Annotated in this window: 23 protein-coding genes and 3 rRNA genes; 21 read left to right on the plus strand and 5 right to left on the minus strand. The window is 65.6% G+C overall.

Features of this window, described 5'->3' with window-relative positions; genetic code table 11:
- The first annotated feature begins 189 nt into the window (after window positions 1-189).
- The 13 genes from QX204_RS07770 (at window position 190) to QX204_RS07830 (ending at window position 15,857) form a co-directional block, all read left to right on the plus strand.
- Window positions 190-1,706: ribosomal RNA gene (locus QX204_RS07770) — 16S ribosomal RNA — on the plus strand.
- Between the two features lie 333 nt (window positions 1,707-2,039).
- Window positions 2,040-5,177: ribosomal RNA gene (locus tag QX204_RS07775) — 23S ribosomal RNA — on the plus strand.
- 136 nt (window positions 5,178-5,313) lie between these two features.
- Window positions 5,314-5,430: ribosomal RNA gene (rrf, locus tag QX204_RS07780) — 5S ribosomal RNA — on the plus strand.
- The 16S, 23S and 5S rRNA genes sit together here, the layout of an rRNA operon.
- Before the next feature lie 181 nt (window positions 5,431-5,611).
- Window positions 5,612-6,694 (plus strand): sugar ABC transporter substrate-binding protein, encoded by a 1,083-nt coding sequence (locus QX204_RS07785; protein WP_301905886.1) that lies wholly within the window; start codon window positions 5,612-5,614, stop codon window positions 6,692-6,694.
- Window positions 6,694-7,458: an ATP-binding cassette domain-containing protein gene (locus QX204_RS07790; protein ID WP_301905887.1), complete on the plus strand. Its 765-nt coding sequence runs from the start codon at window positions 6,694-6,696 to the stop codon at window positions 7,456-7,458. Before QX204_RS07785 ends, QX204_RS07790 begins: the two co-directional genes overlap by 1 nt.
- Window positions 7,455-8,696 (plus strand): sugar ABC transporter permease, encoded by a 1,242-nt coding sequence (locus tag QX204_RS07795; protein ID WP_301905888.1) that lies wholly within the window; start codon window positions 7,455-7,457, stop codon window positions 8,694-8,696. Before QX204_RS07790 ends, QX204_RS07795 begins: the two co-directional genes overlap by 4 nt.
- A 25-nt stretch (window positions 8,697-8,721) precedes the next feature.
- Entirely contained in the window at window positions 8,722-9,918 is a 1,197-nt protein-coding gene (locus tag QX204_RS07800; RefSeq protein WP_301905889.1) for an ROK family transcriptional regulator, read from the plus strand.
- A 35-nt stretch (window positions 9,919-9,953) separates the two neighbouring features.
- The gene (locus tag QX204_RS07805; RefSeq protein ID WP_301905890.1) at window positions 9,954-10,421 is read left to right on the plus strand and encodes an SRPBCC domain-containing protein; all 468 of its coding nucleotides are present in this window, start codon (window positions 9,954-9,956) and stop codon (window positions 10,419-10,421) included.
- Window positions 10,422-10,546: 125 nt separating this feature from the next.
- Window positions 10,547-11,638 carry an ABC transporter substrate-binding protein gene (locus QX204_RS07810; protein WP_301905891.1) on the plus strand — a complete coding sequence of 364 codons (1,092 nt, stop codon included), beginning with the start codon at window positions 10,547-10,549 and terminating at the stop codon, window positions 11,636-11,638.
- Entirely contained in the window at window positions 11,638-12,498 is an 861-nt protein-coding gene (locus QX204_RS07815; protein WP_301905892.1) for an ABC transporter permease, read from the plus strand. Before QX204_RS07810 ends, QX204_RS07815 begins: the two co-directional genes overlap by 1 nt.
- On the plus strand, window positions 12,474-13,238 hold the full coding sequence (locus tag QX204_RS07820) for an ABC transporter ATP-binding protein (RefSeq protein ID WP_301905893.1): 765 nt from the start codon (window positions 12,474-12,476) through the stop codon (window positions 13,236-13,238). Before QX204_RS07815 ends, QX204_RS07820 begins: the two co-directional genes overlap by 25 nt.
- Window positions 13,235-14,584, plus strand: coding sequence for an LLM class flavin-dependent oxidoreductase (locus tag QX204_RS07825; RefSeq protein WP_301905895.1), 1,350 nt, complete (start codon window positions 13,235-13,237; stop codon window positions 14,582-14,584). Before QX204_RS07820 ends, QX204_RS07825 begins: the two co-directional genes overlap by 4 nt.
- 49 nt (window positions 14,585-14,633) lie before the next feature.
- Window positions 14,634-15,857, plus strand: coding sequence for an MFS transporter (locus QX204_RS07830; protein ID WP_301905896.1), 1,224 nt, complete (start codon window positions 14,634-14,636; stop codon window positions 15,855-15,857).
- A gap of 10 nt (window positions 15,858-15,867) precedes the next feature.
- Here QX204_RS07830 and QX204_RS07835 read toward each other — a convergent pair whose 3' ends face one another.
- Window positions 15,868-16,446: a TIGR03086 family metal-binding protein gene (locus QX204_RS07835; protein WP_301905897.1), complete on the minus strand. Its 579-nt coding sequence runs from the start codon at window positions 16,444-16,446 to the stop codon at window positions 15,868-15,870.
- 61 nt (window positions 16,447-16,507) lie between these two features.
- Between QX204_RS07835 and QX204_RS07840 the strand changes: the two genes are divergently transcribed.
- Both QX204_RS07840 and QX204_RS07845 read left to right on the plus strand, forming a co-directional pair.
- Window positions 16,508-17,257 (plus strand): helix-turn-helix domain-containing protein, encoded by a 750-nt coding sequence (locus QX204_RS07840; RefSeq protein ID WP_301905898.1) that lies wholly within the window; start codon window positions 16,508-16,510, stop codon window positions 17,255-17,257.
- A gap of 52 nt (window positions 17,258-17,309) precedes the next feature.
- Window positions 17,310-18,455: an alpha/beta fold hydrolase gene (locus QX204_RS07845; protein WP_301905899.1), complete on the plus strand. Its 1,146-nt coding sequence runs from the start codon at window positions 17,310-17,312 to the stop codon at window positions 18,453-18,455.
- On the opposite strand, the gene QX204_RS07850 is transcribed toward QX204_RS07845, so the two are convergent.
- Entirely contained in the window at window positions 18,456-19,040 is a 585-nt protein-coding gene (locus QX204_RS07850) for a TetR/AcrR family transcriptional regulator C-terminal domain-containing protein (RefSeq protein WP_063005105.1), read from the minus strand.
- 150 nt (window positions 19,041-19,190) lie between these two features.
- On the opposite strand from QX204_RS07850, the gene bioB reads away from it, so the two are divergent.
- The 6 genes from bioB (at window position 19,191) to QX204_RS07880 (ending at window position 23,207) form a co-directional block, all read left to right on the plus strand.
- The gene (gene bioB, locus QX204_RS07855) at window positions 19,191-20,204 is read left to right on the plus strand and encodes a biotin synthase BioB (protein WP_301905900.1); all 1,014 of its coding nucleotides are present in this window, start codon (window positions 19,191-19,193) and stop codon (window positions 20,202-20,204) included.
- A 6-nt stretch (window positions 20,205-20,210) separates the two neighbouring features.
- Window positions 20,211-20,486: a biotin synthase auxiliary protein BsaP gene (locus QX204_RS07860; RefSeq protein WP_301908240.1), complete on the plus strand. Its 276-nt coding sequence runs from the start codon at window positions 20,211-20,213 to the stop codon at window positions 20,484-20,486.
- Window positions 20,487-20,512: 26 nt separating this feature from the next.
- The gene (locus QX204_RS07865; RefSeq protein WP_301905901.1) at window positions 20,513-21,136 is read left to right on the plus strand and encodes a DUF2567 domain-containing protein; all 624 of its coding nucleotides are present in this window, start codon (window positions 20,513-20,515) and stop codon (window positions 21,134-21,136) included.
- Window positions 21,137-21,207: 71 nt separating this feature from the next.
- Window positions 21,208-21,741 carry a DUF1353 domain-containing protein gene (locus tag QX204_RS07870; RefSeq protein WP_301905902.1) on the plus strand — a complete coding sequence of 178 codons (534 nt, stop codon included), beginning with the start codon at window positions 21,208-21,210 and terminating at the stop codon, window positions 21,739-21,741.
- 61 nt (window positions 21,742-21,802) lie between these two features.
- Window positions 21,803-22,942, plus strand: a complete 1,140-nt coding sequence (locus QX204_RS07875; RefSeq protein ID WP_301905903.1) for an AI-2E family transporter — start codon at window positions 21,803-21,805, stop codon at window positions 22,940-22,942.
- A gap of 97 nt (window positions 22,943-23,039) precedes the next feature.
- Window positions 23,040-23,207, plus strand: coding sequence for a hypothetical protein (locus QX204_RS07880; RefSeq protein ID WP_301905904.1), 168 nt, complete (start codon window positions 23,040-23,042; stop codon window positions 23,205-23,207).
- A gap of 39 nt (window positions 23,208-23,246) precedes the next feature.
- Here QX204_RS07880 and QX204_RS07885 read toward each other — a convergent pair whose 3' ends face one another.
- The 3 genes from QX204_RS07885 to QX204_RS07895 form a co-directional block, all read right to left on the minus strand.
- Window positions 23,247-23,630: a hypothetical protein gene (locus tag QX204_RS07885; RefSeq protein ID WP_301905905.1), complete on the minus strand. Its 384-nt coding sequence runs from the start codon at window positions 23,628-23,630 to the stop codon at window positions 23,247-23,249.
- A 38-nt stretch (window positions 23,631-23,668) separates the two neighbouring features.
- Entirely contained in the window at window positions 23,669-24,529 is an 861-nt protein-coding gene (gene nadC / locus QX204_RS07890; RefSeq protein ID WP_301905906.1) for a carboxylating nicotinate-nucleotide diphosphorylase, read from the minus strand.
- Between the two features lie 101 nt (window positions 24,530-24,630).
- Window positions 24,631-26,244: an L-aspartate oxidase gene (locus tag QX204_RS07895; protein WP_301905907.1), complete on the minus strand. Its 1,614-nt coding sequence runs from the start codon at window positions 26,242-26,244 to the stop codon at window positions 24,631-24,633.
- Between the last annotated feature and the right edge of the window lie 17 nt (window positions 26,245-26,261).

Genomic DNA, 26,261 nt, shown 5'->3' on the forward strand with positions numbered 1-26,261 from the left:
TGTGTCGATGAATGTCAGTGCCAATAATTATTATTGGTTCCAATCTTTCATGTACCCCCCGGTCGTGGGAGGTTGGACATTGAACAACAGCGAAATCTTTTTTGCTGGTGTTCGCATTTGCTAGGTTTTCGGACTCTAGTTAGATAATTTTGATTCGCTCTCCCTTTGGGAGGGTTGTTTCGAGAGTCTTCAACGGAGAGTTTGATTCTGGCTCAGGACGAACGCTAGCGGCGTGCTTAACACATGCAAGTCGAGCGGTAAGGCCCTTCGGGGTACACGAGCGGCGAACGGGTGAGTAACACGTGGGTGATCTACCTTGCACTTCGGGATAAGCCTGGGAAACTGGGTCTAATACCGGATATGACCTGAGGTTGCATGACTTCGGGTGGAAAGATTTATCGGTGCGAGATGGGCCCGCGGCCTATCAGCTTGTTGGTGAGGTAACGGCTCACCAAGGCGACGACGGGTAGCCGACCTGAGAGGGTGACCGGCCACACTGGGACTGAGACACGGCCCAGACTCCTACGGGAGGCAGCAGTGGGGAATATTGCACAATGGGCGCAAGCCTGATGCAGCGACGCCGCGTGCGGGATGACGGCCTTCGGGTTGTAAACCGCTTTTGACAGGGACGAAGCGCAAGTGACTGTACCTGTAGAATAAGGACCGGCCAACTACGTGCCAGCAGCCGCGGTAATACGTAGGGTCCGAGCGTTGTCCGGAATTACTGGGCGTAAAGAGCTTGTAGGCGGTTCGTCGCGTCGTTTGTGAAAACTTGGGGCTCAACCTTAAGCTTGCAGGCGATACGGGCGGACTAGAGTACTTCAGGGGAGACTGGAATTCCTGGTGTAGCGGTGAAATGCGCAGATATCAGGAGGAACACCGGTGGCGAAGGCGGGTCTCTGGGAAGTAACTGACGCTGAGAAGCGAAAGCATGGGTAGCAAACAGGATTAGATACCCTGGTAGTCCATGCCGTAAACGGTGGGTACTAGGTGTGGGGCTCCTTCCACGGACTCCGTGCCGTAGCTAACGCATTAAGTACCCCGCCTGGGGAGTACGGCCGCAAGGCTAAAACTCAAAGAAATTGACGGGGGCCCGCACAAGCGGCGGAGCATGTGGATTAATTCGATGCAACGCGAAGAACCTTACCTGGGTTTGACATACACCGGAAACCTGCAGAGATGTAGGCCCCCTTGTGGTCGGTGTACAGGTGGTGCATGGCTGTCGTCAGCTCGTGTCGTGAGATGTTGGGTTAAGTCCCGCAACGAGCGCAACCCTTATCTTATGTTGCCAGCGCGTAATGGCGGGGACTCGTGAGAGACTGCCGGGGTCAACTCGGAGGAAGGTGGGGACGACGTCAAGTCATCATGCCCCTTATGTCCAGGGCTTCACACATGCTACAATGGCCGGTACAGAGGGCTGCGATACCGCGAGGTGGAGCGAATCCCTTAAAGCCGGTCTCAGTTCGGATCGGGGTCTGCAACTCGACCCCGTGAAGTTGGAGTCGCTAGTAATCGCAGATCAGCAACGCTGCGGTGAATACGTTCCCGGGCCTTGTACACACCGCCCGTCACGTCATGAAAGTCGGTAACACCCGAAGCCGGTGGCCTAACCCTTGTGGAGGGAGCCGTCGAAGGTGGGATCGGCGATTGGGACGAAGTCGTAACAAGGTAGCCGTACCGGAAGGTGCGGCTGGATCACCTCCTTTCTAAGGAGCAATTCTCCAGTGAGTGTCTCGAAGAGTCGAGATCGCTGCTGGCAGAGACAGTTTCGGACCCATTCGTGGTCCGGCTGGAGCTCATGGGTGGAACGCTGACAACTTTCATCGCATACGGATGGTCCTCAGTGATCATCCGCGATGGGTATACCGACACACTATTGGGTCCTGAAAGAACACGCGAAGTGTTTTTTCATGGCAAAACAAACGATCCGAGAGAGTTTTCCTCGAAACCGCCGGCCCGCGAGGGTTGGGTAGGTCTGGGTACGGAACTTTCTGGGGTGTGTTGTTTGAGAACTGCACAGTGGACGCGAGCATCTTTGTTAGTAAGTGTTTAAGAGCGTACGGTGGATGCCTTGGCACCAGGAGCCGATGAAGGACGTAGGAGGCTGCGATAAGCCTCGGGGAGCTGTCAACCGAGCTGAGATCCGAGGATTTCCGAATGGGGAAACCCAGCACGAGTGATGTCGTGTTACCCGCATCTGAATATATAGGGTGTGTGGAGGGAACGTGGGGAAGTGAAACATCTCAGTACCCACAGGAAGAGAAAACAACAGTGATTCCGTGAGTAGTGGCGAGCGAAAGCGGATGAGGCTAAACCAGTTAGATGTGATAGACGGCAGTCGTTGTCTAGCTGGGGTAGTGGGAACATTCTTCTCTGATCTGCCGATCAGGGCAACAGTAAGAAACCAAGTGGTTAGTTGAAGTGGTCTGGAACGGCCTGCCATAGACGGTGATAGTCCGGTAAACGAAAACTTCTTGGCTGTTGTGGATGTCTCCCGAGTAGCAGCGGGCCCGTGAAATCTGCTGTGAATCTGCCGGGACCACCCGGTAAGCCTGAATACTCCCTGGTGACCGATAGCGGACTAGTACCGTGAGGGAAAGGTGAAAAGTACCCCGGGAGGGGAGTGAAATAGTACCTGAAACCGTGCGCTTACAATCCGTCAAAGCCTTCCATCTTCGGATGTGTGGGGTGATGGCGTGCCTTTTGAAGAATGAGCCTGCGAGTCATCGGTGTGTGGCGAGGTTAACCCGTCGAGGGGTAGCCGTAGCGAAAGCGAGTCTGAATAGGGCGAAATTTTAGTCGCACATTATGGACCCGAAGCGGAGTGATCTACCCATGGCCAGGGTGAAGCGACGGTAAGACGTCGTGGAGGCCCGAACCCACTTAGGTTGAAAACTGAGGGGATGAGCTGTGGGTAGGGGTGAAAGGCCAATCAAACTCCGTGATAGCTGGTTCTCCCCGAAATGCATTTAGGTGCAGCGTCACGTGTTTCACATCGGAGGTAGAGCTACTGGATGGCCTAGGGGGCCTACAAGCTTACCGAAGTCAGCCAAACTCCGAATGCCGGTGTGTGAGAGCGTGGCAGTGAGACTGCGGGGGATAAGCTTCGTAGTCGAGAGGGAAACAGCCCAGATCGCCGGCTAAGGCCCCTAAGCGTGTACTAAGTGGAAAAGGATGTGGGGTCGCTTAGACAACCAGGAGGTTGGCTTAGAAGCAGCCACCCTTGAAAGAGTGCGTAATAGCTCACTGGTCAAGTGATCCTGCGCCGACAATGTAGCGGGGCTCAAGTACACCGCCGAAGCCGCGGCATTCACACAATAGCCCGTCCAGACTGTAGTGGTCTGGGCCAGGTGTGTGGATGGGTAGGGGAGCGTCCTGTGGCCGTGGAAGCAGCAGTGTGAACTAGCTGTGGAGGCCACGGGAGTGAGAATGCAGGCATGAGTAGCGAAAGACGAGTGAGAAACTCGTCCGCCGAATGACCAAGGGTTCCTGGGCCAGGTTAATCCGCCCAGGGTGAGTCGGGACCTAAGGCGAGGCCGACAGGCGTAGTCGATGGACAACGGGTTGATATTCCCGTACCCGTGTATCCGCGCCCAATGCTGAATCAGTTGTGCTAAGTATCCAAATGTTTCTTTATCGAGCCTTCGGGTGAGAAGAGGGACGGCTGCATACGACCCTGGCTGTAGTAGGTAAGCGATGGGGTGACGCAGGAAGGTAGCTGGGCCAGGTGATGGAAGTCCTGGTGTAAGCCTGTAGGGCGAGACATAGGCAAATCCGTGTCTCATATAGCCTGAGAGGTGATGCGTACCCGTTGAGGGGAATTCAGTGATCCTATGCTGCCGAGAAAAGCCTCTAGCGAGCTGGTACACGGCCCGTACCCCAAACCGACACAGGTGGTCAGGTAGAGAATACTAAGGCGATCGAGAGAACTGTGGTTAAGGAACTCGGCAAAATGCCCCCGTAACTTCGGGAGAAGGGGGACCACGCCCGGTGATAACCCTTGCGGTTGGAGCTGGGTGGGGTCGCAGAGACCAGAGAGAAGCGACTGTTTACTAAAAACACAGGTCCGTGCGAAGTCGTAAGACGATGTATACGGACTGACGCCTGCCCGGTGCCGGAAGGTTAAGAGGACCGGTTAGCGGATTTATCCGCGAAGCTGAGAATTTAAGCCCCGGTAAACGGCGGTGGTAACTATAACCATCCTAAGGTAGCGAAATTCCTTGTCGGGTAAGTTCCGACCTGCACGAATGGCGTAACGACTTCTCTGCTGTCTCAACCACAGACTCGGCGAAATTGCATTACGAGTAAAGATGCTCGTTACGCGCGGCAGGACGAAAAGACCCCGGGACCTTCACTATAGCTTGGTATTGGTGTTCGGTACGGTTTGTGTAGGATAGGTGGGAGACTGTGAAGCGGGCACGCTAGTGTTTGTGGAGTCGTCGTTGAAATACCACTCTGATCGTATTGGACTTCTAACCTCGGACCATGATCTGGTTCAGGGACAGTGCCTGGTGGGTAGTTTAACTGGGGCGGTTGCCTCCCAAAATGTAACGGAGGCGCCCAAAGGTTCCCTCAGCCTGGTTGGCAATCAGGTGTTGAGTGCAAGTGCACAAGGGAGCTTGACTGTGAGACTGACAGGTCGAGCAGGGACGAAAGTCGGGACTAGTGATCCGGCACCGGCAAGTGGAAGCGGTGTCGCTCAACGGATAAAAGGTACCCCGGGGATAACAGGCTGATCTTCCCCAAGAGTCCATATCGACGGGATGGTTTGGCACCTCGATGTCGGCTCGTCGCATCCTGGGGCTGGAGTAGGTCCCAAGGGTTGGGCTGTTCGCCCATTAAAGCGGCACGCGAGCTGGGTTTAGAACGTCGTGAGACAGTTCGGTCTCTATCCGCCGCGCGCGTAAGAAACTTGAGGAAGGCTGTCCCTAGTACGAGAGGACCGGGACGGACGAACCTCTGGTGTGCCAGTTGTTCCGCCAGGAGCACTGCTGGTTGGCTACGTTCGGAAGGGATAACCGCTGAAAGCATCTAAGCGGGAAGCCTGTTCCAAGATGAGGTTTCTCTCCCACTTGATGGGTTAAGGCCCCCTACAGACCATGGGGTTGATAGGCCAGAATTGGAAGCCAGGTAACTGGTGTAGGTGACTGGTACTAATAGGCCGAGGGCTTACTACGAAGGTGTTACGCGTCCACTGTGCGGTTTCTGAAACAGCACACAGATCATGGAGACAACGACTGGTTGTCCAGGTCTTCCCGTGAGGGAGGGTTTGGGTTTCTGGTGGTGGCTCTCTGTGTGACAGTTTCATAGAGTTACGGTAGTTATAGCGGTGGGGAAACGCCCGGTCCCATTCCGAACCCGGAAGCTAAGGCCACCTGCGCCGATGGTACTGCACTCGACAGGGTGTGGGAGAGTAGGACACTGCCGGAACATCATTGCGAAAGGCCCTCCAACTTCGGTTGGAGGGCCTTTTTGCGTTCCCGGGGAACCTCGTCGGACCACTATGTCCGAATCACGAGTGGGCTAGGTCACCCTGGAGTATGTTGTCGAGAACAACATTCACTCCAGCACGACCGCCCACAGGCGGTGGTTCCACGAAAGGCCCACGCTCATGCGTCAGGGGATCTTCGGCATCGCGGCCGTCTCGATCGCACTTCTCACCTCGGTCACCGCCTGCGGCGACGACACTACGAACTCCTCGGGAGGCGGCGCCAAGATCGGCGTGATCCTGCCCGACAGCAAGACCTCGGCGAGGTGGGAGACAGCGGACCGCAAGTATCTCCAGCAGGCGTTCGACGCCGCGGGGATCAAGGCGGACATCCAGAACGCCCAGGGCGACAAGAACGCCTTCCAGACCATCGCCGATCAGATGATCACCAACGGCGCCTCGGTGCTGATGATCACCAACCTCGACAGCGGCACCGGTAAGGCCGTCATCCAGAAGGCAAAAGCGCAGGGCGTCACCGTGATCGACTACGACCGGCTGACCCTCGGCGGCGGTGCGCCGTATTATGTGTCGTTCGACAACGTGAAGGTCGGACAGCTCATGGGCGACGGTCTCGCGAAGTGCCTGGCCGACAAGCAGGCGGCCAAGCCGGTGGTCGCCTACCTCAACGGCGGCCCCACCGACAACAACGCCGCCCTGTTCAAGAGCGGTTACGACGGCGCGCTGAAGCCGAAGTTCGACGCGGGCGAATTCGTGAAGGGCCCGGATCAGGCCGTCCCGGAGTGGGACAACACCAAGGCGGGCACCATCTTCGAACAGATGCTCACCGGCACGCCCAACCTCGGTGGCGCCGTGGCGGCCAACGACGGTCTGGCCAACGCCGCCATCGCGGTGCTGAAGAAGCAGAAGCTCAACGGGCAGATTCCGGTGACGGGTCAGGACGCCACGGTGCAGGGTCTGCAGAACGTCTTGGCCGGTGACCAGTGCATGACCGTGTACAAGGCGATCAACCTCGAGGCCGCCGCCGGCGCGAAGCTGGCGATCGCGCTGGCCAATGGTGAGAAGGGCGAGGCGCCGAGCACCGTCGACGACCCCGAGGCGAAGACGAAGGTGCCCGCGGTGCTGCTCGAGCCGAAGGCGATCTTCAAGAACAACGTGAACGACGTCGTGGCGGACGGTTTCGTCGACAAGGCCGAGCTGTGCACCGGCGAATTCACCAAGCTCTGCGCCGATAACGGCGTGCGCTGATGACCGAGACCCCGCTCATCGAATTGCGCGGATTAGAGAAGAGTTTCGGCCCGGTTCATGTCCTGCACGACATCGACTTCGCCGCCTACCGCGGTGAGGTGACAGCCCTGGTCGGCGACAACGGCGCAGGCAAGTCCACGCTGGTCAAGTGCGTCGGTGGCACCCATGCCATCGACGCGGGCGAGGTGCTGTTCGATGGTGAGCCGGTGCAGATCGGCAATCCGAGGGACGCGGCCGAATTGGGGATCGAGATCGTCTATCAGGATCTCGCGCTCTGCGACAACCTCGACATCGTGCAGAACATGTTCCTCGGCCGCGAGAAGAAGCACGGCATCGTGCTCGACGAGTACGGCATGGAGGAACTCGCGGGCGCGACGCTGGCCGGTCTGTCGGTGCGGACGGTGAAGTCCGTGCGGCAGAAGGTGGCGAGCCTTTCCGGCGGACAACGCCAGACCGTCGCCATCGCCAAGGCCGTGCTGTGGAACAGCAAGGTGGTGATTCTGGACGAGCCGACCGCGGCGCTCGGTGTCGCCCAGACCCAGCAGGTCCTCGAGCTGGTGCGCCGCCTGGCCGACAAAGGTCTTGCGGTGGTGCTGATCTCGCACAACATGAACGACGTGTTCGCGGTGTCGGACCGCATCGCGGCGCTGTATCTGGGCCGGATGGCCGCGCAGGTGCGGACTGCCGATGTGACCCATTCGCAGGTCGTGGAACTGATCACCTCCGGCCGCAGCGGAAGTCTCGGAATCGGAGTGCGGGCATGAGTGTGGTCGTAACGGACAAGGCCGCCGAGCCCGCCGCGCCGATGACCGAATTGGTCACCGGCTATGTGGAGCGGATTCGCAGCGGCAACATGGGTGCGCTGCCCTCGGTTATCGCGCTGGTCGTGCTGTCGGTCGTGTTCTGGATCGCGCGGCCGGTGTTCATGACCCAGGGCAATATCGCGAACCTGCTCACCCAGGGCGCCGCCATCGCGGTGATCGCGATGGGATTGATCTTCGTGCTGTTGCTCGGGGAGATCGACCTGTCGGCCGGCTTCACCAGCGGTGTGTGCGCGGCGGTGCTCGCGGTGTTGCTCACCGACAAGGGCTGGCCCTGGTACGCGGCGGTGCTCGTATCGCTGCTCACCGGCGTGGTGATCGGGCTGACGATCGGTGCGATCGTGGTGAAGATCGGTGTCCCGTCGTTCGTGGTGACGCTGGCCGCGTTCCTCGCGCTGCAGGGCGTCGCACTGAAGATCATGGACAACGGCCGCAATATCTCCATTCACGACGAGACGATCCTGGCGATCGCCAACAAGAACGTGCCGCCCCTGCTCGGCTGGGTGATGTATCTGGTGCTGCTCGGCGGGTTCTCGTTCGTGCAGTACCGAAAGTTGCGGGCGCGCAACACACTCGGGCTCACCGGCGAGACGGCGCCGGTGGTCGCGTTGCGGATCGCGGCGGTCGCGCTCGTCGCGGGGGTGGCGGTGCTGGTGCTCAATGACGAGCGCAGCCGCAACCCGGAGGTAAACTCGCTGCAGGGCATGCCGATCGTGGTGCCGATCATCATCGCGTTGCTGCTGCTGTGGACGTTCGTGCTCAATCGCACCTCGTTCGGCAGGCATGTGTACGCGGTCGGCGGCAGTGTGGAAGCTGCTCGGCGCGCGGGCATTCCGGTCGATCGGATCAAGATCAGCGCGTTCGTCCTCTGTTCGACGATGGCCGCCGTCGGCGGGTTGATCGCGGCCTCGCGGGCCAACTCCGTCGATCCGAACACCGGCGGTTCCGATGTGCTGCTCACCGCGGTCGGCGCGGCGGTGATCGGTGGTACCAGCCTGTTCGGTGGTCGCGGCCGGATGCTCGACGCGGTGCTCGGCGCCGCGGTGGTCGCGGTGATCAACAACGGGATGGGGCTGATGGGCTACAGCGCGGGCACGAAATTCGTTGTGACAGGATTTGTCCTGCTGCTCGCGGCGGGGGTGGACGCGCTGTCGCGCAAGCGTTCGCTGCCAGGAAGTTGACCATCGACCGGGAAGGCTGGGCCGAGTGAGGGCTGCACCCGCCCCGGACGAGATCCGAACCCGTAACCTCGCCGCGTTGCTGCGCCACGTCCACGTGAGCGGCCCGGTCTCGCGGGCGGTGCTGGCCGAGCGGATGGGCTTGAACCGCAGCACGATTCTGGCCCTGACCACCGATCTCGCCGCTGCCGGGCTGGTGAGTGAGGAACTGCCACGCCAGACGGGCCGGGCCGGACGGCCGTCGCTGGTGGTGCGGCCCGAGTCGGAGCGGGTGTATGTGCTCGCGTTGGATGTCGGCGCCGACCGGCTCGCGGTAGCGCGGGTCGGTCTCGGCGGCGTGATTCTCGACCGGCGCGAAACACCGCGTGACAGTATGGCATTCGATCCCGACGAGGTGATCGAATCACTGGCGGTGATGGCCGAGACGATGATCGGATCGGCCGGGCCCGACAGCGTCTGTGTGGGTGTCGGGCTCGCGTTCTGTGGCATGGTGCGCGAGGGCGACGGCGTGGTGCGGTACGGGCCGAATATCGGCTGGGTGGATGTGCCGGTCGGCGCGAAACTGTCCGAGCGGCTCGGTGTTCGGGTCGTGGTCGGCAACAATGCCAACCTGGGCGCGCTGGCCGAGCGTGAGCGCGGTGTCGGCGCCGGGGTGTCGGATCTGATCTATCTGCACGGTGAAGTCGGCATCGGCGGCGGCGTCATCATGGGCGGCGAGCTGCTCGGCGGCGAGGGCGGCTACGGCGGCGAGGTGGGGCACATGATCGTGAACCCCGGCGGCCGGGCGTGCCGGTGTGGTTCGCGCGGTTGCCTGGAGGCGGAGGCGGGGGAGCTGGCGCTGATCGCGGTGGCGGGCCGGGCCGACCTCACCGGCCGGGCGGCGGTCGAGGCGATCGTCGACGCGGCCGCCCGTGGTGACGCGACCGCCCGCGACGCGCTGCACCAGGTCGGCGACTGGCTCGGGTTCGGGGTGGCCAACCTGGTCAATATCTTCAACCCGACGATGGTCGTGTTCGGCGGGGTGCTGCGCGAGATCTACCTCGCCTCGGCCGCGCAGGTCCGCAGCCGGTTGGCGGTGAACGGGCTGTTGGCGGTCCGTGAGCGCGTACGGCTGCGGACCTCCGCGCTGGCCGACGACGCCCCGCTGATCGGGGCCGCGGAACTGGCGTTCGTCGACGTGCTGACCGACCCGCTGCAGACACTGGCACGCGCCTGCGGCAGTTGATCGATCGACGTCGGTGTGGCGACTATCGTGAAGTCATGGCGACCACCAGGATCGGTACGCACATCACCGCGCCTCGCTCCACCGTCTACCGCCTGTTGCTCGACGGCGACGCGGTGGGTATCTGGATGGTGCCCGACGGGATGACCAGCGAGGTGCATCGGTTCGAGCCGGTCGAGGGCGGATCGTTCTCGATCACCATCACCTACGACGCCTCCACCGACGCGGAGAAGACAGATCTGCAGCACGATGCCTACTTCGGGACGTTCCGTTCGCTCGTTCCGGACGAGCAGGTGGTCGAGGTGCTGGAGTTCGTCACGGAGCGGCCGGACATGACCGGTGCGCAGTCGGTCACTTTCACATTGACCGACGTGGACGGCGGCACCCACCTCGATGTCGTGCACGAAGGGGTTCCGCCGGGGCTCAGTCTCGCCGACAACGAGGGAACCTGGCAGATGGCGTTGGCCAAGCTGGTCGCGCTGGCTGAGCGGGGCACGATCGACTGAAACACGGTGCGCCGCGACGACGTCCGACTCCGTCGCGGTACTCGATGCCGAGAAGTAGCCGAGCACTTCAAATCATGGCAAGGCTAATGGTGTTCGGGGGTGATCGCGGTTGCTTGAATCCTCCTATGCACCGACCGAACACCTTTCGACCCGGCCTGCGTGGCCGCGCCACCGCCGCACTCCTCGCGATGGCAACCGTTGCGACGCTCGGCCTGACCGGCTGCGCGCAAGGCAACGACACACCGGTCGGCACCCCCGACGCGCCACTGCCCACCGAGGTTCCGCCGGGGACCACGCTCGTCGTCGCCGATCAGTCGGAGCGTCTGCAGTCGGCGCTTCGGTTGTCCGGCGAACTGGACAAGCTGCCGTTCAAGATCGAGTTCGCCAACTTCGTCGGCGGCCCGGCCATCCTCGAGGCCTTCCGGGCGGGCGCGGCAGACGTCGGTCAGGTCGGCGATGTGCCGCCGATCCACGCGCTGGCCGCGGGCCAGGACGTGCCGATCATCGGTTCCTATCAGACCAACCCTCAGGCGCTGAAACTCGCTGTGGCGCCGGGCCGTTCGATCAGCAAGCTCACGGACCTGAAGGGCAAGAAGATCGCCTACGCCGAGGGCACCGCCCAGCAGGCGGCGGTGTTGAAGGCGCTCACCAAGGCGGGTCTGAAGCCCACCGATGTGGAGCTGGTCCGGCTGCAGCTGGCCGAGTTCCCCGACGCGGTCCGCACCGCTCAGGTCGACGTCGCGCCGCTGATCGAACCCAATGTGACCCGGTTCCTGCGCACCGAGGGCGCCTCGTTGATCCCGGACTCGGAGACCACGGGCATCTACAGCGGCCTCGCCTACCTGTACGCGCGCCGGGCGGTGGTCCAGGATCCGGCGAAGGCCGCCGCGACCCGTGCTCTGGTCGGCGCGTTCGTGCGGGCCTGGCAGTGGACCAACACCCACCGCGAGGAATGGGCCACCCGCTACTACGTCGGAAGCCAGAAGGTCAGCGCCGACGACGCCAAGCGGATCGTCGAATCGCTGGGCACCTACACCTTCCCGCACCTCGACCAGCAGTTGATCGCCCGGCAGCAGACCACGATCGACGCGATCGACGCCGTGGGCGAGCTGCCGAAGAAGATCAAGGCGGTCGACGGTTTCGACCTGCGCTTCGATGCCGCGGTCAGTGAGGCCGTCACTGCCAGCGGGGCCGCGTTCGCACCGGCGGCGAGCTGATGGCCACCATCGACGCGGGCTCGCTGCGCAAGCTCAGGGCCAGCACGGCCCCGGTCGAGGCGCTCGCCCCGCGTGGGCGGGGCAGGCGCACACTGGGGCCGGGCAAGCCGATCCCGTTCGGCTTCGCCCTCGGTCCGGCCCTGCTCATCGGTACCTGGGTGATCGGTTCCGCGATCGGTGCCATCGACCCGGAGACCCTGCCCGCGCCGTGGACGGTCGCGCAGACTGCGGGCGACCTGATCGCCGACGGCCGGTTGCAGTCCAACCTGCTGACCTCGTTGCAGCGCGCCGTGATCGGCCTCGTTCTCGGTGTGGCGATCGGCGTGGTGCTCGCGCTGGTCGCGGGGCTGAGCCGGATCGGTGAGGCGGTGGTCGACGGTCCCGTGCAGATCAAGCGGGCCATCCCGACGCTGGCGCTGATTCCGCTGTTCATCGTCTGGTTCGGGATCGGCGAGCAGATGAAACTGATCGTGATCACCACCAGCGTGCTCATCCCGATCTACATCAATACCCACGCCTACCTGCGCAGCGTCGACGCGCGCTATGTGGAACTGGCCGAGACCGTCGGGCTGTCGCGGTGGGGATTCCTGCGGCGCATCGCGTTGCCGGGCTCGTTGCCGGGCTTCTTCCTCGGGCTGCGGCTGGCGGTGACCATTTCCTGGTTGGCGCTGGTGGTGGTGGAGCAGGTCAACGCGACCAGCGGCATCGGCTACCTGATGACCCAGGCGCGCACCTACGGCCAGATCGACGTGATCGTCGTCGGTCTGGTGATCTACGGGCTGCTCGGACTGTTCGGTGATCTCGCCGTGCGGGCAACGGAACGAAAGGTGCTGGCATGGCGACAGACACTGGGCGACTGAGCTCCGACGAGCGGGTCGTCGTACGTACCCGCGCCCTGACACGTGGCTTCGGCGAGCGCATCGTCCTGAACGGCATCGACATCGAGATCCGGCGCGGTGAGTTCGTCGCGCTGCTGGGGCGCAGCGGTTCGGGCAAGAGCACGCTGCTGCGGGCACTGGCCGAACTCGATTCCGAAGTACCCGGATCCGGTGACCTGACGGTGCCGACGCAGCGCGCGGTGGTGTTCCAGGATTCGCGGCTGCTGCCGTGGGCGCGGGTGCTCGACAATGTGGTGCTCGGGCTGACCGGGCGCGACGCGCAGCAGCGCGGGCGATCCGCGCTGGCCGAGGTCGGGTTGGCCGGACGCGAGAAGGCTTGGCCGCGTGAGCTTTCCGGCGGTGAACAGCAGCGGGTGGCCTTGGCCAGGTCGCTGGTGCGTGAGCCGGAACTGCTCCTGGCCGACGAACCGTTCGGCGCGCTCGACGCGCTGACCCGGATTCGGATGCATGCCCTGCTCCAAGCCCTGTGCGAGCGGCATCGGCCCGCCGTGCTGCTGGTGACCCACGATGTGGACGAGGCCGTGCTGCTCGCCGATCGGGTGCTGGTCCTCGACGAGGGCCGGATCACGATCGATCAGCGCATCGAGACCCCGCGCCCGCGCAGGCACGCCCACCCGGAGTTCGTCCGGCTGCGGGAAGTGCTGTTGACCGGGCTCGGCGTCGACACGACAGATTTAGAGAAAGTGAAGCAGGCGTCATGAGTGCACCGCGTCAACTGAGTCTGAACGCGTTCATCTACCCGTCCGGGCACCATGAGGCCGCCTGGCGGCATCCCGACAGCAGGCCCGACCGCATCTACGACGTCTCCTACTACCAGGAGATCGGGCGTACCGCGGAGGCGGCGAAGCTCGACGCGGTGTTCTTCGCCGACGGCCCCGCGCTGCGCACCGATGTTCGGCACAACGCCGCGCCCGGCTTGGAGCCGATCACGCTGCTCACCGCGATCGCCTCGGCGACAACACATCTCGGCCTGATCGCCACCGCGTCGACCACCTACTACGAGCCCTACAACCTGGCGCGGCTGTTCTCCTCGCTCGACCACATCTCCGGTGGGCGGGCGGGCTGGAACATCGTCACCACCGGCACCGATCTGGCCGCGGCCAACTTCGGGCTCGAACGCCACCCGGATCACGCCGAACGCTATGCCCGCGCACGGGAATTCGTCGACGCGGTGGTCGGGCTGTGGGACAGCTGGGAGGACGACGCGATCGTGCTCGACCGCGCCGCCGGTGTGTACGCCGATCCGGACAAGATCCATCCGATCGACTTCGTCGGCGAACATCTCAGTGTGCGTGGGCCGTTCAACTCCGCGCGGACACCGCAGGGCCGTCCGGTGCTGGTGCAGGCCGGGGCGTCGAACGAGGGTCGTGCCTTCGCGGGCAAGTACGCGGAGGCGATCTTCACAGCCCATCAACGGCTTTCGGACGCGCAGTCCTTCTACGCCGATATCAAGTCCAAGGCCACCGAGTTCGGCCGTACCGCCGACGAGGTGAAGATCCTGCCCGGGATCAGCCCGTTCATCGCCGATACCGAGGCCGCGGCACTGCGTTTGGAACGCGAGTTCAACGAGCTGACGGTGCCCGAATACGGGCTCAAGCAGCTGGAATCGATCACCGGCACCTCGCTGCGCAGCCTCGCCCTCGACGAGTTGGTCCCCGTGGAAGCGTTCGCGGGAGCGGGCGATGTCACCGACAACGCGCGCAGCAGATTGCAGGTGGTGGCGGGCATCGTCGAGCGGGAACGGCCGACCTTGCGTGGGCTGCTGCACCGGCTGGCCGGCGCGCGCGGCCACCGGGTGTTCGCGGGCACGCCCGAGCAGGTGGCCGACACCATCGAAGAGTGGTTCACCCAGGGCGCGGCGGACGGTTTCAACGTGATGCCGCCGTACTACCCCGGTGGGCTCGAGGTATTCGCCGAAACGGTGGTGCCGATCCTGCAGGAGCGCGGGCTGTTCCGCACCGAGTACACCGGAACCACGTTGCGCGATCACTTCGGGCTCGCACGCCCGGAGAGTCAGTTCGCCCGCAGTGCCGCACTAGCCGGATGACGGTGGGCTGTAGCAGCCGACACGGCACTCGCCGGTCGGCGGCGGCGTCGTGACCCAGCTGCGGTCCATGGCGCTGGCGGTCTTCGTTCCGTCGGCCATCTACGGAATCGGTTCGGGCGCAGCGACTCCCATGCTGCCGCTGCGCGCACTCGAACTCGGCGCGTCGGTCGCCACCGCGGGCGTGGTCGTCGCCATGATGGGCTTCGGGCTCATCCTCGGCGATCTGCCCGCGGGCTGGCTGGTGGCGCGCACAGGGGAGCGCAGGGCGATCGCGCTCGGTTCCTTCACCTGCGCGCTGGGTCTGCTCGTGGCCATCCTCGCGCCGAATATCGCCGTGTTCGCGGTCGGGCTGCTGATCAACGGTGCCTCTGGTGCGGTGTGGGGGCTGGCCAGACAGACCTACATCGTGGCCGTGGTGCCGAGTGCCGATCGGGGACGGGCCTTTTCGGCGCTGGCCGGGTGGATGCGCTTCGGGTTCTTCGCCGGACCGTTCCTCGGGGCGGGTGCGGTGCACTGGCTCGGCCCGATCGGTGGGTTGTGGATCCAACTCGTCGCCATGCTCGTCGCGGGTGCGCTGGTGTTCGCCATGCCGGAGACCGATGGTTCGCCGACGGTAGTCAGCGACAACACGATTCGCGCGGTGGTGGTGGAGCATCGCAGGCTGCTCAGCACGCTCGGACTCGGCGCTCTGCTCATGGGCGCGGCACGGGCGGCACGGCAATCGTTGCTGCCGTTGTGGGCGGTGCACATCGGTGCCGACGCGGCGACCACCAGCATCATTTTCGGTATCGCGGGCGCGGTGGACGTGCTGATGTCGTATCCGGCCGGAATCTGGCTGGATCGCTACGGTCGCAGGGCGATCGGCGTTCCCGCGATGATTGCCTTCGCGGCGGGGTATGCGGCGTTGCCGTTCGCGGGGTCGGTGGTCGGGCTGACCGCTGTCGCCGTGCTGCTCGGCTTCGCCAACGGGTTGAGCAACGGCGTGATCATGACTGTCGGAGCCGATGTCGCGCCGCCAGGCCAGCGCGCGGAGTTCCTCGGCGCCTGGCGGCTCACCCATGACATCGGCATGTTCGCGGGTCCGATCGCGGTCGGCGCGATCAGCGCGGTGACGGTGCTCGGCGCGGCGGCGGGCGCGCTCGCTGTCGCGGGTCTCGGTGGAGCGGCCGCGATGTATCGCTGGTTCCCCGGACTCCCGGTGGCCCCGGTCGCGGTGCCCGAACAGCAGACCCGGGGTCTGCGCGAGCCCCGGGAGTCGGTGGACAGCAACTGATCGCGCACGCCTACGGCCAGGAGGGGTCGCGTCCGGTGAGGCCGAGGATGCGGTCCAACAGGGGAGCGGTGCCGTCGACGGGCACTTCGGGGCCGTAGATGCCCATCTGGCGACCCTGTTCGGCGGTGGCGGCCGTCTCGTCGTAGGTGGCGCGCAGGAGATCGTCGTCCCAGTGTGGCGTGGCGCCGACGGCACGGGCGAGGTCCCAGCCGTGGACGATCAGTTCGCCGACCACCATCCCGCCGACCAGCGGTGCGGGCAGTTCCGTCGGCCCGCCCATGTGGGTGACTCCCCGCCACGCGGCGGGGTCGGTCCACGCGGTGGTGAGTGCGTCGAGGTGCGCATCGAGGGCCGCGGCCCAGTCGCCCGCAGTCAGATCGATGTCGGATTCGGCGGCTGCCGGGGGTGTGACCGCCTCCTTGCGTGCGGCGCCGACGAGCGATGGACCCCAGAAGAGCAGGTGGTTGAGCAGGGCTCGGATATCGAACTCGGCGCAGGGGGTCGGGTCGGACAGTCGGGCGGGATCGACCGTGTGGATGAGCTTCGACAGTGGCGTCGCGGCGTGCGCTACTCGTTCGGTGTCGGACATGTACCGAGGTAACCACCGCGACGCCGCGCTGTCTTGAACAAACGCGACATAGACTCGCCGGGTGGAACGCGACCCCCGCGAACTGGGCGGTGCCTGGCAGATGTCGCAGCGCCACCGGTTCATCGCACCCTCGGCGGACCTCGCGCGGTATGTCGACCGGTACTGGGCCGTCGACTGGGATTACGAGCGGCCGTTTCGGCAGTTGGTGGTGCCGCTGCCGAACGTGCACCTGACCTTCCGCGACGGTCGCGCCGAACTGCACGGTCCCTCGTCGTCACACGTCTACCGCGAGCTCACCGGCTCGGGGTCGGTGTTCGGGGTGGCCTTCCGGCCCGGGGCGTTCCGTCCGTTCCTGAACGGGCCGGTGTCGGACCTGCGAGATCGAACGATCGACGCGGCAACGGTTTTCGGCCCGGAACCGCCCGACCCGGTCGATGTCGGTTCGGTCGAGGGCCACCTGCGCGCGCACCTGCCCGCCGCCGACCCCGAGGCCGAGCGCGCGGGGCGAATGGTGGCGATGATCGCCGACGACACGGGCCTCACCACGGTCGACGAGCTCGCGGGCCGCTGCGGGTTGAGTGTGCGCCGGGTGCAGCGGCTGTTCGCCGAACATGTCGGGATCGGGCCGAAGTGGGTGATCCGTCGCTACCGCCTGCACGAGATCACCGAGCGGCTCGCCGACGGCGTCGACATCGACTGGGCGGTCCTCGCCGCCGACCTCGGATACGCGGACCAGCCGCACCTCAGCCGCGATTTCCGCAAGATTTTCGGCGAGCCACCGACCAGCTACGCACAGCGGTACGAGCGGTAGCCGACGCGCCAGGTAGGGCAGAGCACCGCGCGGGCGTGCCTACAGTGGAGGGATGTCGTCATTCGATCGGCATCCGTCCACCGTCGCGGACTTCGACGATGCGCGTCGGCGGGATCGGTTGCGGGAAACCAGGCTGGGACACGGGTGGCGCAGTTGGCGCCGGACCAGGCTGGCGGTGCTGCGAATTCTCGGGGTGCTGCTGGTCGCGATGATCGTGTTCGGGCAGTACTGGGTGCACGATGTGGCTCCCGAACGCGATCGGCTGGCACAGACCACGCCGGAGTTGCTGCCCGCGAATCTGCCCGCTGACGCGCGGGATTGGGATACCGCGGTCGTCGATATGGTGGGACTCGGGGGAGTCAACGCGGCACCGACCGCCAAAGCCCTGCCCGCGCTCAGCCGCCTCGGGGTTGTGTGGGCGGTGCGCTACGACAACGCCGGTATCGACACCAAGGTCATCGCCGAGATGATCGTGCGGGCCGCGCGGTACGGCAATGTTCGCAATATCGTGCTGGTCGGTCACAGCATGGGCGGGATCATCGCGCTCGAGGTGGCGCGCCATATCCACCTGGGCAGCGATCGGCGATTGGTGGCCGTTGTGCTGGACTGCACGCCGATGGATCTGGACGCGGTCCGACCCGAGAGTCGCAGCCGCGGCGCCGATCTGGTGCGGTGGGTGGGCTGGTTGCCCGGGGCGAGGGAGAGCAGACTCCTGCGCTTCGTGGTCGAGATGTCGGCTCGGCGTGAACGTTTCGCGCAGCGGGACGGACTCTTCTTCGACATCGACTACCGCGCCATGGGGCACGCGGCCTCAGAGGTATTGCGCGACAAGATCTTCTCCCGTGATGCCGCCAGCAACGGGTTGATCGAGGCGCAGTTCCTGGCGATCGTGGCAGGCGGCGGCACGGCGGATCTGCGGGCGCTCGGCAAGCCGCATCCGGACAAGCGGAACCCGGCGATCGTGTTCATCCGGCCCCGCGAGGCGTCGCGCGATGACGTGGTGGACGTGGAGTATTCACACCGGGTGCTGATCGAACAGTCCGGCGGCGTCAACGGCAACCTCTCCGTGGTGCGGCCGACTCGGACCGAGCACGCGAATCCGGTTCAGCGACCCCGTGAATACAACGAGGTCATCGAAGCGCAGGTCCTGCCGTTCGTGCGCCGCTATCAGGAGGCCAATCGCAATGATCCACCCTGATCAGCGCACGCGGGCCCCGAGGATGGTGCGCACGCCCGCGATGAACAGCTGCAGACCGAAGTCGAATCGCGCGGTGGGATCGGGAGTGTCGAGCAAGGGGGTGTTGTCCTCGGGCAGCGCGCCGACCGAGTCCATCTGCATGCGCGACTGCTCGTCGACGGTCTGACCGAGCACGTAGTAGAGCAGGGTGTAGGCCGTGAGATCGGCTTCCTCCCTGGTCATTCCGGCGCGGATGACAATGCCCGCCAGGCGTTCACGCGCCTTGCTCGTGGTCAGACGCGAGGCGTAGGTGGCCGAGACCAGTTCGGCGCCGTCGCGATAGGCGAGCAGACAGTCGCGCAGTCGGTGGGCGAGTTCGGTGAGCTGCGCGGGCCATTCGGTGGCCGTGATCGGCTCGTCCATCGGCGCGAGAATCCGGTCGGCCACCGCGCCGAGCAGGGACTGCTTGTCCTTGACGTGCCAGTACAGCGCCCCCGGCTGTACCTGTAGCGAGCCGGCGAGCCGGCGCATCGTCAGGTCGGCGAGCCCGTACTGATCGAGAATCGCGACGGCGGCATCGACCACATCCGTCTTCCGCAGTTGCACGCGCGTCCTTCCGTCCGATTTTCCGACCCGAGTGTCGTGACTCACTCGCAGCCGCTACCCTATCCTGAACACCGTTCAAGTTGCACGGCCACGCCGGGTGGATCACACCCACGGCTCGTGCGCACACCCCCGTCGAAGGGACATCACGTCGTGACGCAGGCACCCGTCCAGACCGATATTCTGGCCATCGCCCGTGAGCAGGTGCTCGAGCGCGGCGAGGGCCTCACCGAGCAGCAGGCCGTCGAGGTACTGCGCCTGGGTGACGAGCACCTGGAAGCGCTGCTCGAACTCGCCCACGACGTGCGGATGAAGTGGTGCGGCCCCGAGGTCGAGGTCGAGGGCATCATCAGCCTCAAGACCGGCGGTTGCCCCGAGGACTGCCACTTCTGCTCGCAGTCGGGCCTGTTCCAGTCGCCCGTGCGCGCGGCCTGGCTCGACATCCCCAGCCTGGTCGAGGCGGCCAAGCAGACCGCCAAGACCGGCGCCACCGAGTTCTGCATCGTCGCCGCGGTGCGTGGTCCCGACGAGCGCCTGATGGCGCAGGTCGCCGCCGGTGTGGAGGCCATCCGCAACGAGGTCGACATCCAGGTGGCGTGCTCGCTGGGCATGCTGAACCAGGAGCAGGTCGACCAGCTCGCCGCGATGGGCGTGCACCGCTACAACCACAATCTCGAGACCGCCAAGTCGCACTTTCCCAAGGTGGTCACCACCCACTCCTACGAGGAGCGCTTCGAGACCCTGCGGATGGTGCGCGAAGCGGGCATGGAGGTGTGCTGTGGCGGCATCCTCGGCATGGGCGAGACCATCGAGCAGCGCGCGGAGTTCGCCACGCAGCTGGCCGCGCTGAGCCCCGACGAGGTTCCGCTGAACTTCCTCAACCCGCGACCCGGCACTCCGTTCGGTGACCTCGAGGTGCTGCCCGCCGCCGACGCGCTGCGCGCGATCGCCACGTTCCGGCTCGCGATGCCGCGCACCATCCTGCGTTTCGCCGGTGGTCGCGAGATCACCCTCGGCGACCTGGGCGCCAAGCAGGGCATGCTCGGCGGGATCAACGCCGTCATCGTCGGCAACTACCTCACCACCCTCGGCCGCCCCGCCGAGTCCGATCTCGACCTGCTCGGTGAGCTGAGCATGCCGATCAAGGCGCTCAACGACACCCTGTAAAACGCTGTGTACGATCGAGTATCGACCCAGGTCGCGGCAGGTGAGTCGCACTTCGCAGAGGCGGTAACAGCATTGGACGAGCGCTACAACCCGTTCACGGGTAAGCGGATCGTGCCCGGGCTCGACGACGCGATGCCCGCGTCGGCCGCGCTCGGTCTCGAACCGCCACGGTTCTGCGAGCAGTGCGGGCGCCGGATGGTCGTGCAGATCAGCCCCGATGGTTGGTGGGCCAAGTGCTCGCGCCACGGTGTCATCGAATCGGCACGGTTGGAACGTCGGTAGTGCTCGGCCGCGGGGAGCGTCCTGAGGTGTTGCGTCGTGAGGTCGTCGGCGTCGGCATCGTCGTCGCGGCGGTGCTGGGGGCGAGTGCGGCGGCCGGGGTGGTGTGGGGTCTGCTCGCCCCGACCGAGCGGCTGCGGGTGACCCAGCCCGGCCGCGCCGCCGTGCTCACCGGCGAGAGCCTGCACCTGTTCGACGCGGTCGGGATGTTCCTGTGCGTCGGCGCGGTGGTCGCGGTGCTGAGTGCGGTCGGTGCCTGGCGGGTCCGGACCACCCGGGGGCCCGCTCTCGTGCTCGGCATGCTGTTCGCCTCGGGGCTCGGCGCGGCGCTGATGATGTGGATCGGGGAATGGGTTGCGGGCGTGCGTCATCCGCGTCCCGATGATCCGGCGATCGGCCAGATCATCGCGCTGCCGGCGGAAGTCGGCACCGATCTCGCCCTGCTGATCCAGCCCTTCCTCGCTGCCCTCGTGCTGTTGTTTCTCGCCGCGCTGCACCCGTCCGTCGATCTCGGTTCCGGTGCCGCCGGACTGCTCGGTGACCTGCGCCCGGCCGATTTCGGCGACGATCCCGACGGCTATCGCCTGCCGTACGGAGCCGAACAGTATCGGCCCAGCGGCGATTTCGATCCGAGTTCGCAACCACGCGGCTGAGCGATCATTGCGCGATACCATTTTCGCATAACACCAGGTAGGTGCCTGGTGTTGGTGTGAGAGGAACGGTCGTGGCATTCATCGGTGGTGGTCCGGTCGTCGAGGAACTCGACGCGAAATTCTGGCGGCTCACCGAACCGCTCACCTATCAGGGCGCGGTCGAAACCTTCACGGTGCCTGCCGGATTCCGCACCGACTTCGCCTCGGTGCCGCGCGCGCTGGTGTGGCTGATCCCGCGCTACGGCGCCTACACCAGGGCCGCGATCCTGCACGACTATCTGTGCCGCACAGCCGAAGTCGGACCCGCCGACGCGGACGGGATATTCCGGCGCAGCCTGCACGAGGCCGGGGTGTCGGTGCCGCGACGCTGGATGATGTGGACGGCGGTGCGCCTCGGTAGCCGGTTGCGCGGGGCGCGTGCGGTCGACGTGCTCGGCTGGTTGCTGATCGCGGTGCCCTCATTGGTCTTCCTCGCGGTCCCGGTGCTGGTGGTGACCGCTGCGCTGTTGGTGTTCTGGGTGGTCGAGCTGGGGTTCTGGGCCTTGGGTCGGGTCACGCGCAGCACCGCGGCGCCGCCGCCGACGCCACAGATGAAAACGGCCTGAGCCGGGATCTCACCCGGAACGGGGGAGGCGGCCGCACCGTCGCGTGGCTACCGTTCGGCGCATGTCCGAGCCGAGCACCGAACCCGCGACCACGGCCCCGCCTGCTGAATGGTCGATTCCACGCGGCCTGATCGTGCTGCTGTCGCTCGCGGCCATGGTGGTCACCATCGCCGGACTGGAGGCCTTCTCCGGCGTGGTCGGACCGATCTTCCTCGCACTCATGCTGACGATCGCGGTGCAGCCGATCCAGACCTGGGCGGAACGCAAGGGCTGGCCCGCCTGGCTCGGCATGGCGGCGGCGTTGGTGGCGGTGGTCGCGATTCTGTTCGGAATCGGTGGCGCGCTGGCGCTGTCGGCGGTGCAGCTGGCCTCGCTGCTGCCCGACTATGCCGACGAACTCAACAGATTGCTCGACCACGGGCGCGACTGGCTGTCGAGTGTCGGGGTGAGCTCCGATCAGATCCACAATGCGCTGAGCGGGATCGATATGGGCAAGGCCGCCAGTGTGATCGAGGAGGTACTCGGCGGCGTGCTCGGGGTCTTCTCGAATCTGTTCTTCGTGCTGGCGCTGCTGCTGTTCATGGCCGTCGACGGGATGACGATGAACCGCCGGCTGGCGATGGTGGCCAACGAGCGGCCCGCGATCGCGCAGGCGCTGGGCGATTTCGTTGCCGGGACACGCAAATACCTCATCGTGTCGACGGTGTTCGGAGCGATCGTGGCCGTGATCGATGGTGGCGCACTGTGGTTGATGGGTGTGCCGCTGCCGATCCTGTGGGCCCTGCTGTCGTTCATCACCAACTACATCCCGAACGTCGGGTTCGTCATCGGCGTCATTCCGCCCGCGCTGCTCGCCCTGCTCGACAGCGGGCCGGAGCTGATGATCTGGGTGATCGTGGTCTATTCGGCGATCAACTTCGTGATCCAGTCGATCATTCAACCCAAGTTCGTCGGTGATGCCGTCGGTCTCGGGGTGACCATCACGTTCGTGTCGCTGGTGTTCTGGGCGTGGGTGCTCGGTGCGCTCGGTGCGCTGCTGGCGATTCCGCTGACATTGCTGGTGAAGGCGCTGCTGTTCGACATCGATCCGACCACGCGCTGGGCGGACGTGTTGATCGGTGCGCCGATGGAGAAGAAGCCCGTGTCGCGTGAGGAACCGGGCAAGCCCGCACAGGCCGAGCCTGCGGTGGACAAGGAATAGCGGGCCGCGTGGATCGGTTCACCCGAAAACCAGTGGAATGTGGTCGTACCCGCTCCCTATCCTGGCGGCATCGTTGTTTCGGGGGAGGACCTTGACCATGAAGACCACAGCCGAGCAGGGCACAGCGCAGCCCGCCGAGCGACCCGATCTGGTCGCCTGGCGCCGCCGCCATGCCCTGCGCAGCTCGTCGGCCGCCACCGCGGTACCGAGCGGACGCACCTATCGGCGCTCGTCGAAGCATCGCGATCGTCGCCACGATTCCTGAACGGGGCCGGGCTGTTCCGGTTTCGTCCTGCCGACACGGCTATGCGGTCTGCACGGTGATCCGGTAGCCGAGGCCGATCCCCTTGCCGATGTACGCGGCGCCGCCGAGGTGGAGCCGACGGTCGGTGCCGCCGCGCGGATCAGCCAGGAACGTGGCACGCACGTAGTCGACGCCGGCGGGGAATCCGCCGGCGGGGGAGGACACGGTGCTCATGACATACGCCTCGGCCCACACCCGAGGTTCGTCCGCGATGTCGCGCAAGGGCGCCACATCGGGGATCAATACGCCGAACTCGTCGGCCGCCGCACGAAGGGAATGGAGGAACCTCCCCGTGACGGCGAGCCGCACTACGCCGGTGTAGACGGTGCAGCCCGGTGTCAGCTGCAACGGCGGGGCGGGCTGGATGTCGTACTGCAATGCCATGTTCCGACTGTACGGACTGCCGGGACCGGCCTTCGGTTTCACATATCGAGCCCGAGATCGAGTACGCGCACGGAGTGCGTCAGGGCGCCGATGGCGAGGTAGTCGACGCCGGTGCCCGCGTACTCGGCGGCTTGATCGAGCGAAAGTCCGCCGGAGGACTCGAGTTTCGTGTCGGGAGCCGCCGCGTTACGGCGCTGGACGGCGGCCTGCGTCTGCCAGAGCGCGAAGTTGTCCAGCAGCACCAGTTCGACGTTCTCGGCGAGCACCGCGTCGAGTTGTTCGAGGCTGTCTACCTCGACCTCGCAGGCGATATCCGGGGCCAATGCGCGGACCGCGCGCAGGGCGTCGACGACCGAACCCGCGGCGACCACATGGTTGTCCTTGATCAGCGCGGCATCGCCGAGCCCCATCCGATGGTTCACGCCGCCACCGACGCGGACCGCGTACTTCTGCAGGGCGCGCAGGCCGGGCAACGTTTTCCGGCTGTCGCGGATCTTGCACGCGGTGCCCTCGACCGCGTCGACCCAGGCGGCGGTCGCGGTGGCGATGCCGGACAGGTGGCACACCAGGTTGAGCATCGTCCGTTCGGCGGTGAGCAGGCCGCGGGTGGGCGCGACGATGCTCAGTACCGACGTGCCCGGCTCCACCCGGGTGCCGTCGGGGACTCGCGCGGTGATCTCGTAGGCGTCCGCGCCGAGCACCTCGTCGAGCACGAGCAGCCCGACGTCGATGCCCGCGACGGTGCCGTGCTGGCGCGAGACCACCGAGGCCTTGCTCACGGCGTCTTCGGCGACGGTGGCGACCGTGGTGACGTCGGGCCCGTAGCGCAGGTCCTCGTCGAGAGCGGTACGGATCAGCGTCAGCAGCTGATCACGGTCCAGGGTGGCGTCCAGAGCCATCACTGCACTCCTGTTCTCCGGGCGACTGTGCGCCGCGTCGATCGGGCGGGGCGAGTCTCGCTCCGCCGGAATTGCTTGAACAACAGACCGGGCGTGCGATGTCACCGCGCCCCGGTCGGCAAGGGCGCGAAATCGACTGCCGCGGTGGACAGCTCGAGTGCGCCGTGCGCGTCGAGAGCGATCGCGATGCTGTGCCGCTGCCCGTCGACGGGCCCTGGATACTCCGAGCGGGTGTGGCAGCCGCGACTCTCCTGACGTGCCGCCGCCGCGTGCAGCAGGGCGCGCGCCGTCACGGTGAGCGCCGCGTCCTCGATTCGGCGCAGGTGCGGGGCCGCGGTCACCGAAGCCTCGGCAGTGTCGAGCATCGGCACGATCGAACTCGCCGCATCGATACGCGTCAGCGCCTCGGTGAGTCCGGCGCCGTCACGCACGACGGAAGCGTGCTCGGTCATCGCCTGCTGCACCACCGAGCGATCAGCGAATTCCAGTGTCCACGAAGAGATCTCGTCGACCCGCGCGCGGGTGCCGACACGTTCGGTCGCCGCCGCGCCCGCCCGCTCACCCACCACCAGTCCTTCGAGCAAACTGTTGGAGGCCAGTCGGTTCGCGCCGTGCAGGCCCGTTCTGGCGACCTCGCCCGCGGCGTAGAGCCCCGCGACGCCGGTGCGCCCGTGCGTATCGGTGACGACGCCACCGCACTGGTAGTGCGCGGCGGGCGCGACCGGGATCAGTTGTGCCGCGGGGTCGATCCCCGCCGCCAGACACGACGCGGTGATCGTCGGGAACCGCTGGGCGAACCCGTCGACGGCGCGCGCGTCGAGGAAGACATGGTCGGTGCCCGACGTCCGCATGCGCTCGGCGATCGCGCGCGACACCACATCCCGGGGAGCCAGGTCACCTCGCGGATGCACCCCTTCGGTCACCGAGTGCCCGTGGGAGTCCACGAGTATCGCGCCTTCGCCACGAACCGCCTCGCTGATCAACGGCCGCCTGCCCACCCCGCCCGGGGTGTAGAGCACGGTCGGATGGAACTGCACGAACTCGAGATCGGCCACCGCCGCTCCCGCCCACAATGCCAGCGCCACACCGTCACCGGTCGCGCCCGGCGGATTGGTACTCAGCGCGTAGAGCTGCCCGAGCCCGCCGGTGGCCAGCAGGACAGCGGGTGTGTGCACGACACCGAAACCGTTGTCCGACACCGCGATAACGCCCCGGACGCCGTCGACGCCGGTCACCACGCGCAGTGCGGCGGCGCCGAACACCACCGGCAGTCCCGCCGCGTTGAGCGCGCGCTGCACCTCGGCGCCGGTGGCGTCGCCGCCGGCGTGGATGATGCGACGCGTGCTGTGCCCGCCCTCGCGAGTACGCGAGATCTGCCCGTCACGACCGAGGTCGAAGACCGCGCCGAGATCGGTCAGCGCGGCCACCGCGGCCTGCCCGCCCTCGACGATCGAACGTACCGCGTCGACCTCGCACAGCCCGGCCCCGGCCTCGACCGTGTCGAGCACGTGCGAGTCCACCGAGTCGCCGAGCGGTGCGACGACAGCGATGCCGCCCTGCGCGTACTGGGTCGAGGTATCGGTCGGACCGCCCTTGCTGAGGATGAGCACCCGCAGCCCACGCAACGACGCCGTCCGTGCCGCGGTGAGACCGGCCACGCCCCCGCCGATGACGACCAGGTCGACCTCGGCCTCCCAGGAAACCGGAACCGTCATGGTCGTTACCGGCTCGG

It is taken from the genome of Nocardia sp. PE-7 (assembly GCF_030486425.1).
Classification (GTDB): domain Bacteria; phylum Actinomycetota; class Actinomycetes; order Mycobacteriales; family Mycobacteriaceae; genus Nocardia; species Nocardia salmonicida_A.

Excerpts from the sequence above, each read along its gene's own strand:
- QX204_RS07785 (WP_301905886.1), top strand. The coding sequence starts at position 5,612 with ATGCGTCAGGGGATCTTCGGCATCGCGGCCGTCTCGATCGCACTTCTC.
- QX204_RS07790 (WP_301905887.1), top strand. The coding sequence starts at position 6,694 with ATGACCGAGACCCCGCTCATCGAATTGCGCGGATTAGAGAAGAGTTTC.
- QX204_RS07795 (WP_301905888.1), top strand. The coding sequence starts at position 7,455 with ATGAGTGTGGTCGTAACGGACAAGGCCGCCGAGCCCGCCGCGCCGATG.
- QX204_RS07805 (WP_301905890.1), top strand. The coding sequence starts at position 9,954 with ATGGCGACCACCAGGATCGGTACGCACATCACCGCGCCTCGCTCCACC.
- QX204_RS07810 (WP_301905891.1), top strand. The coding sequence starts at position 10,547 with ATGCACCGACCGAACACCTTTCGACCCGGCCTGCGTGGCCGCGCCACC.
- QX204_RS07815 (WP_301905892.1), top strand. The coding sequence starts at position 11,638 with ATGGCCACCATCGACGCGGGCTCGCTGCGCAAGCTCAGGGCCAGCACG.
- QX204_RS07820 (WP_301905893.1), top strand. The coding sequence starts at position 12,474 with ATGGCGACAGACACTGGGCGACTGAGCTCCGACGAGCGGGTCGTCGTA.
- QX204_RS07825 (WP_301905895.1), top strand. The coding sequence starts at position 13,235 with ATGAGTGCACCGCGTCAACTGAGTCTGAACGCGTTCATCTACCCGTCC.
- QX204_RS07835 (WP_301905897.1), bottom strand. The coding sequence starts at position 16,446 with ATGTCCGACACCGAACGAGTAGCGCACGCCGCGACGCCACTGTCGAAG.
- QX204_RS07845 (WP_301905899.1), top strand. The coding sequence starts at position 17,310 with ATGTCGTCATTCGATCGGCATCCGTCCACCGTCGCGGACTTCGACGAT.
- QX204_RS07875 (WP_301905903.1), top strand. The coding sequence starts at position 21,803 with ATGTCCGAGCCGAGCACCGAACCCGCGACCACGGCCCCGCCTGCTGAA.
- QX204_RS07880 (WP_301905904.1), top strand. The coding sequence starts at position 23,040 with ATGAAGACCACAGCCGAGCAGGGCACAGCGCAGCCCGCCGAGCGACCC.
- QX204_RS07885 (WP_301905905.1), bottom strand. The coding sequence starts at position 23,630 with ATGGCATTGCAGTACGACATCCAGCCCGCCCCGCCGTTGCAGCTGACA.
- nadC (WP_301905906.1), bottom strand. The coding sequence starts at position 24,529 with ATGGCTCTGGACGCCACCCTGGACCGTGATCAGCTGCTGACGCTGATC.
- QX204_RS07895 (WP_301905907.1), bottom strand. The coding sequence starts at position 26,244 with ATGACGGTTCCGGTTTCCTGGGAGGCCGAGGTCGACCTGGTCGTCATC.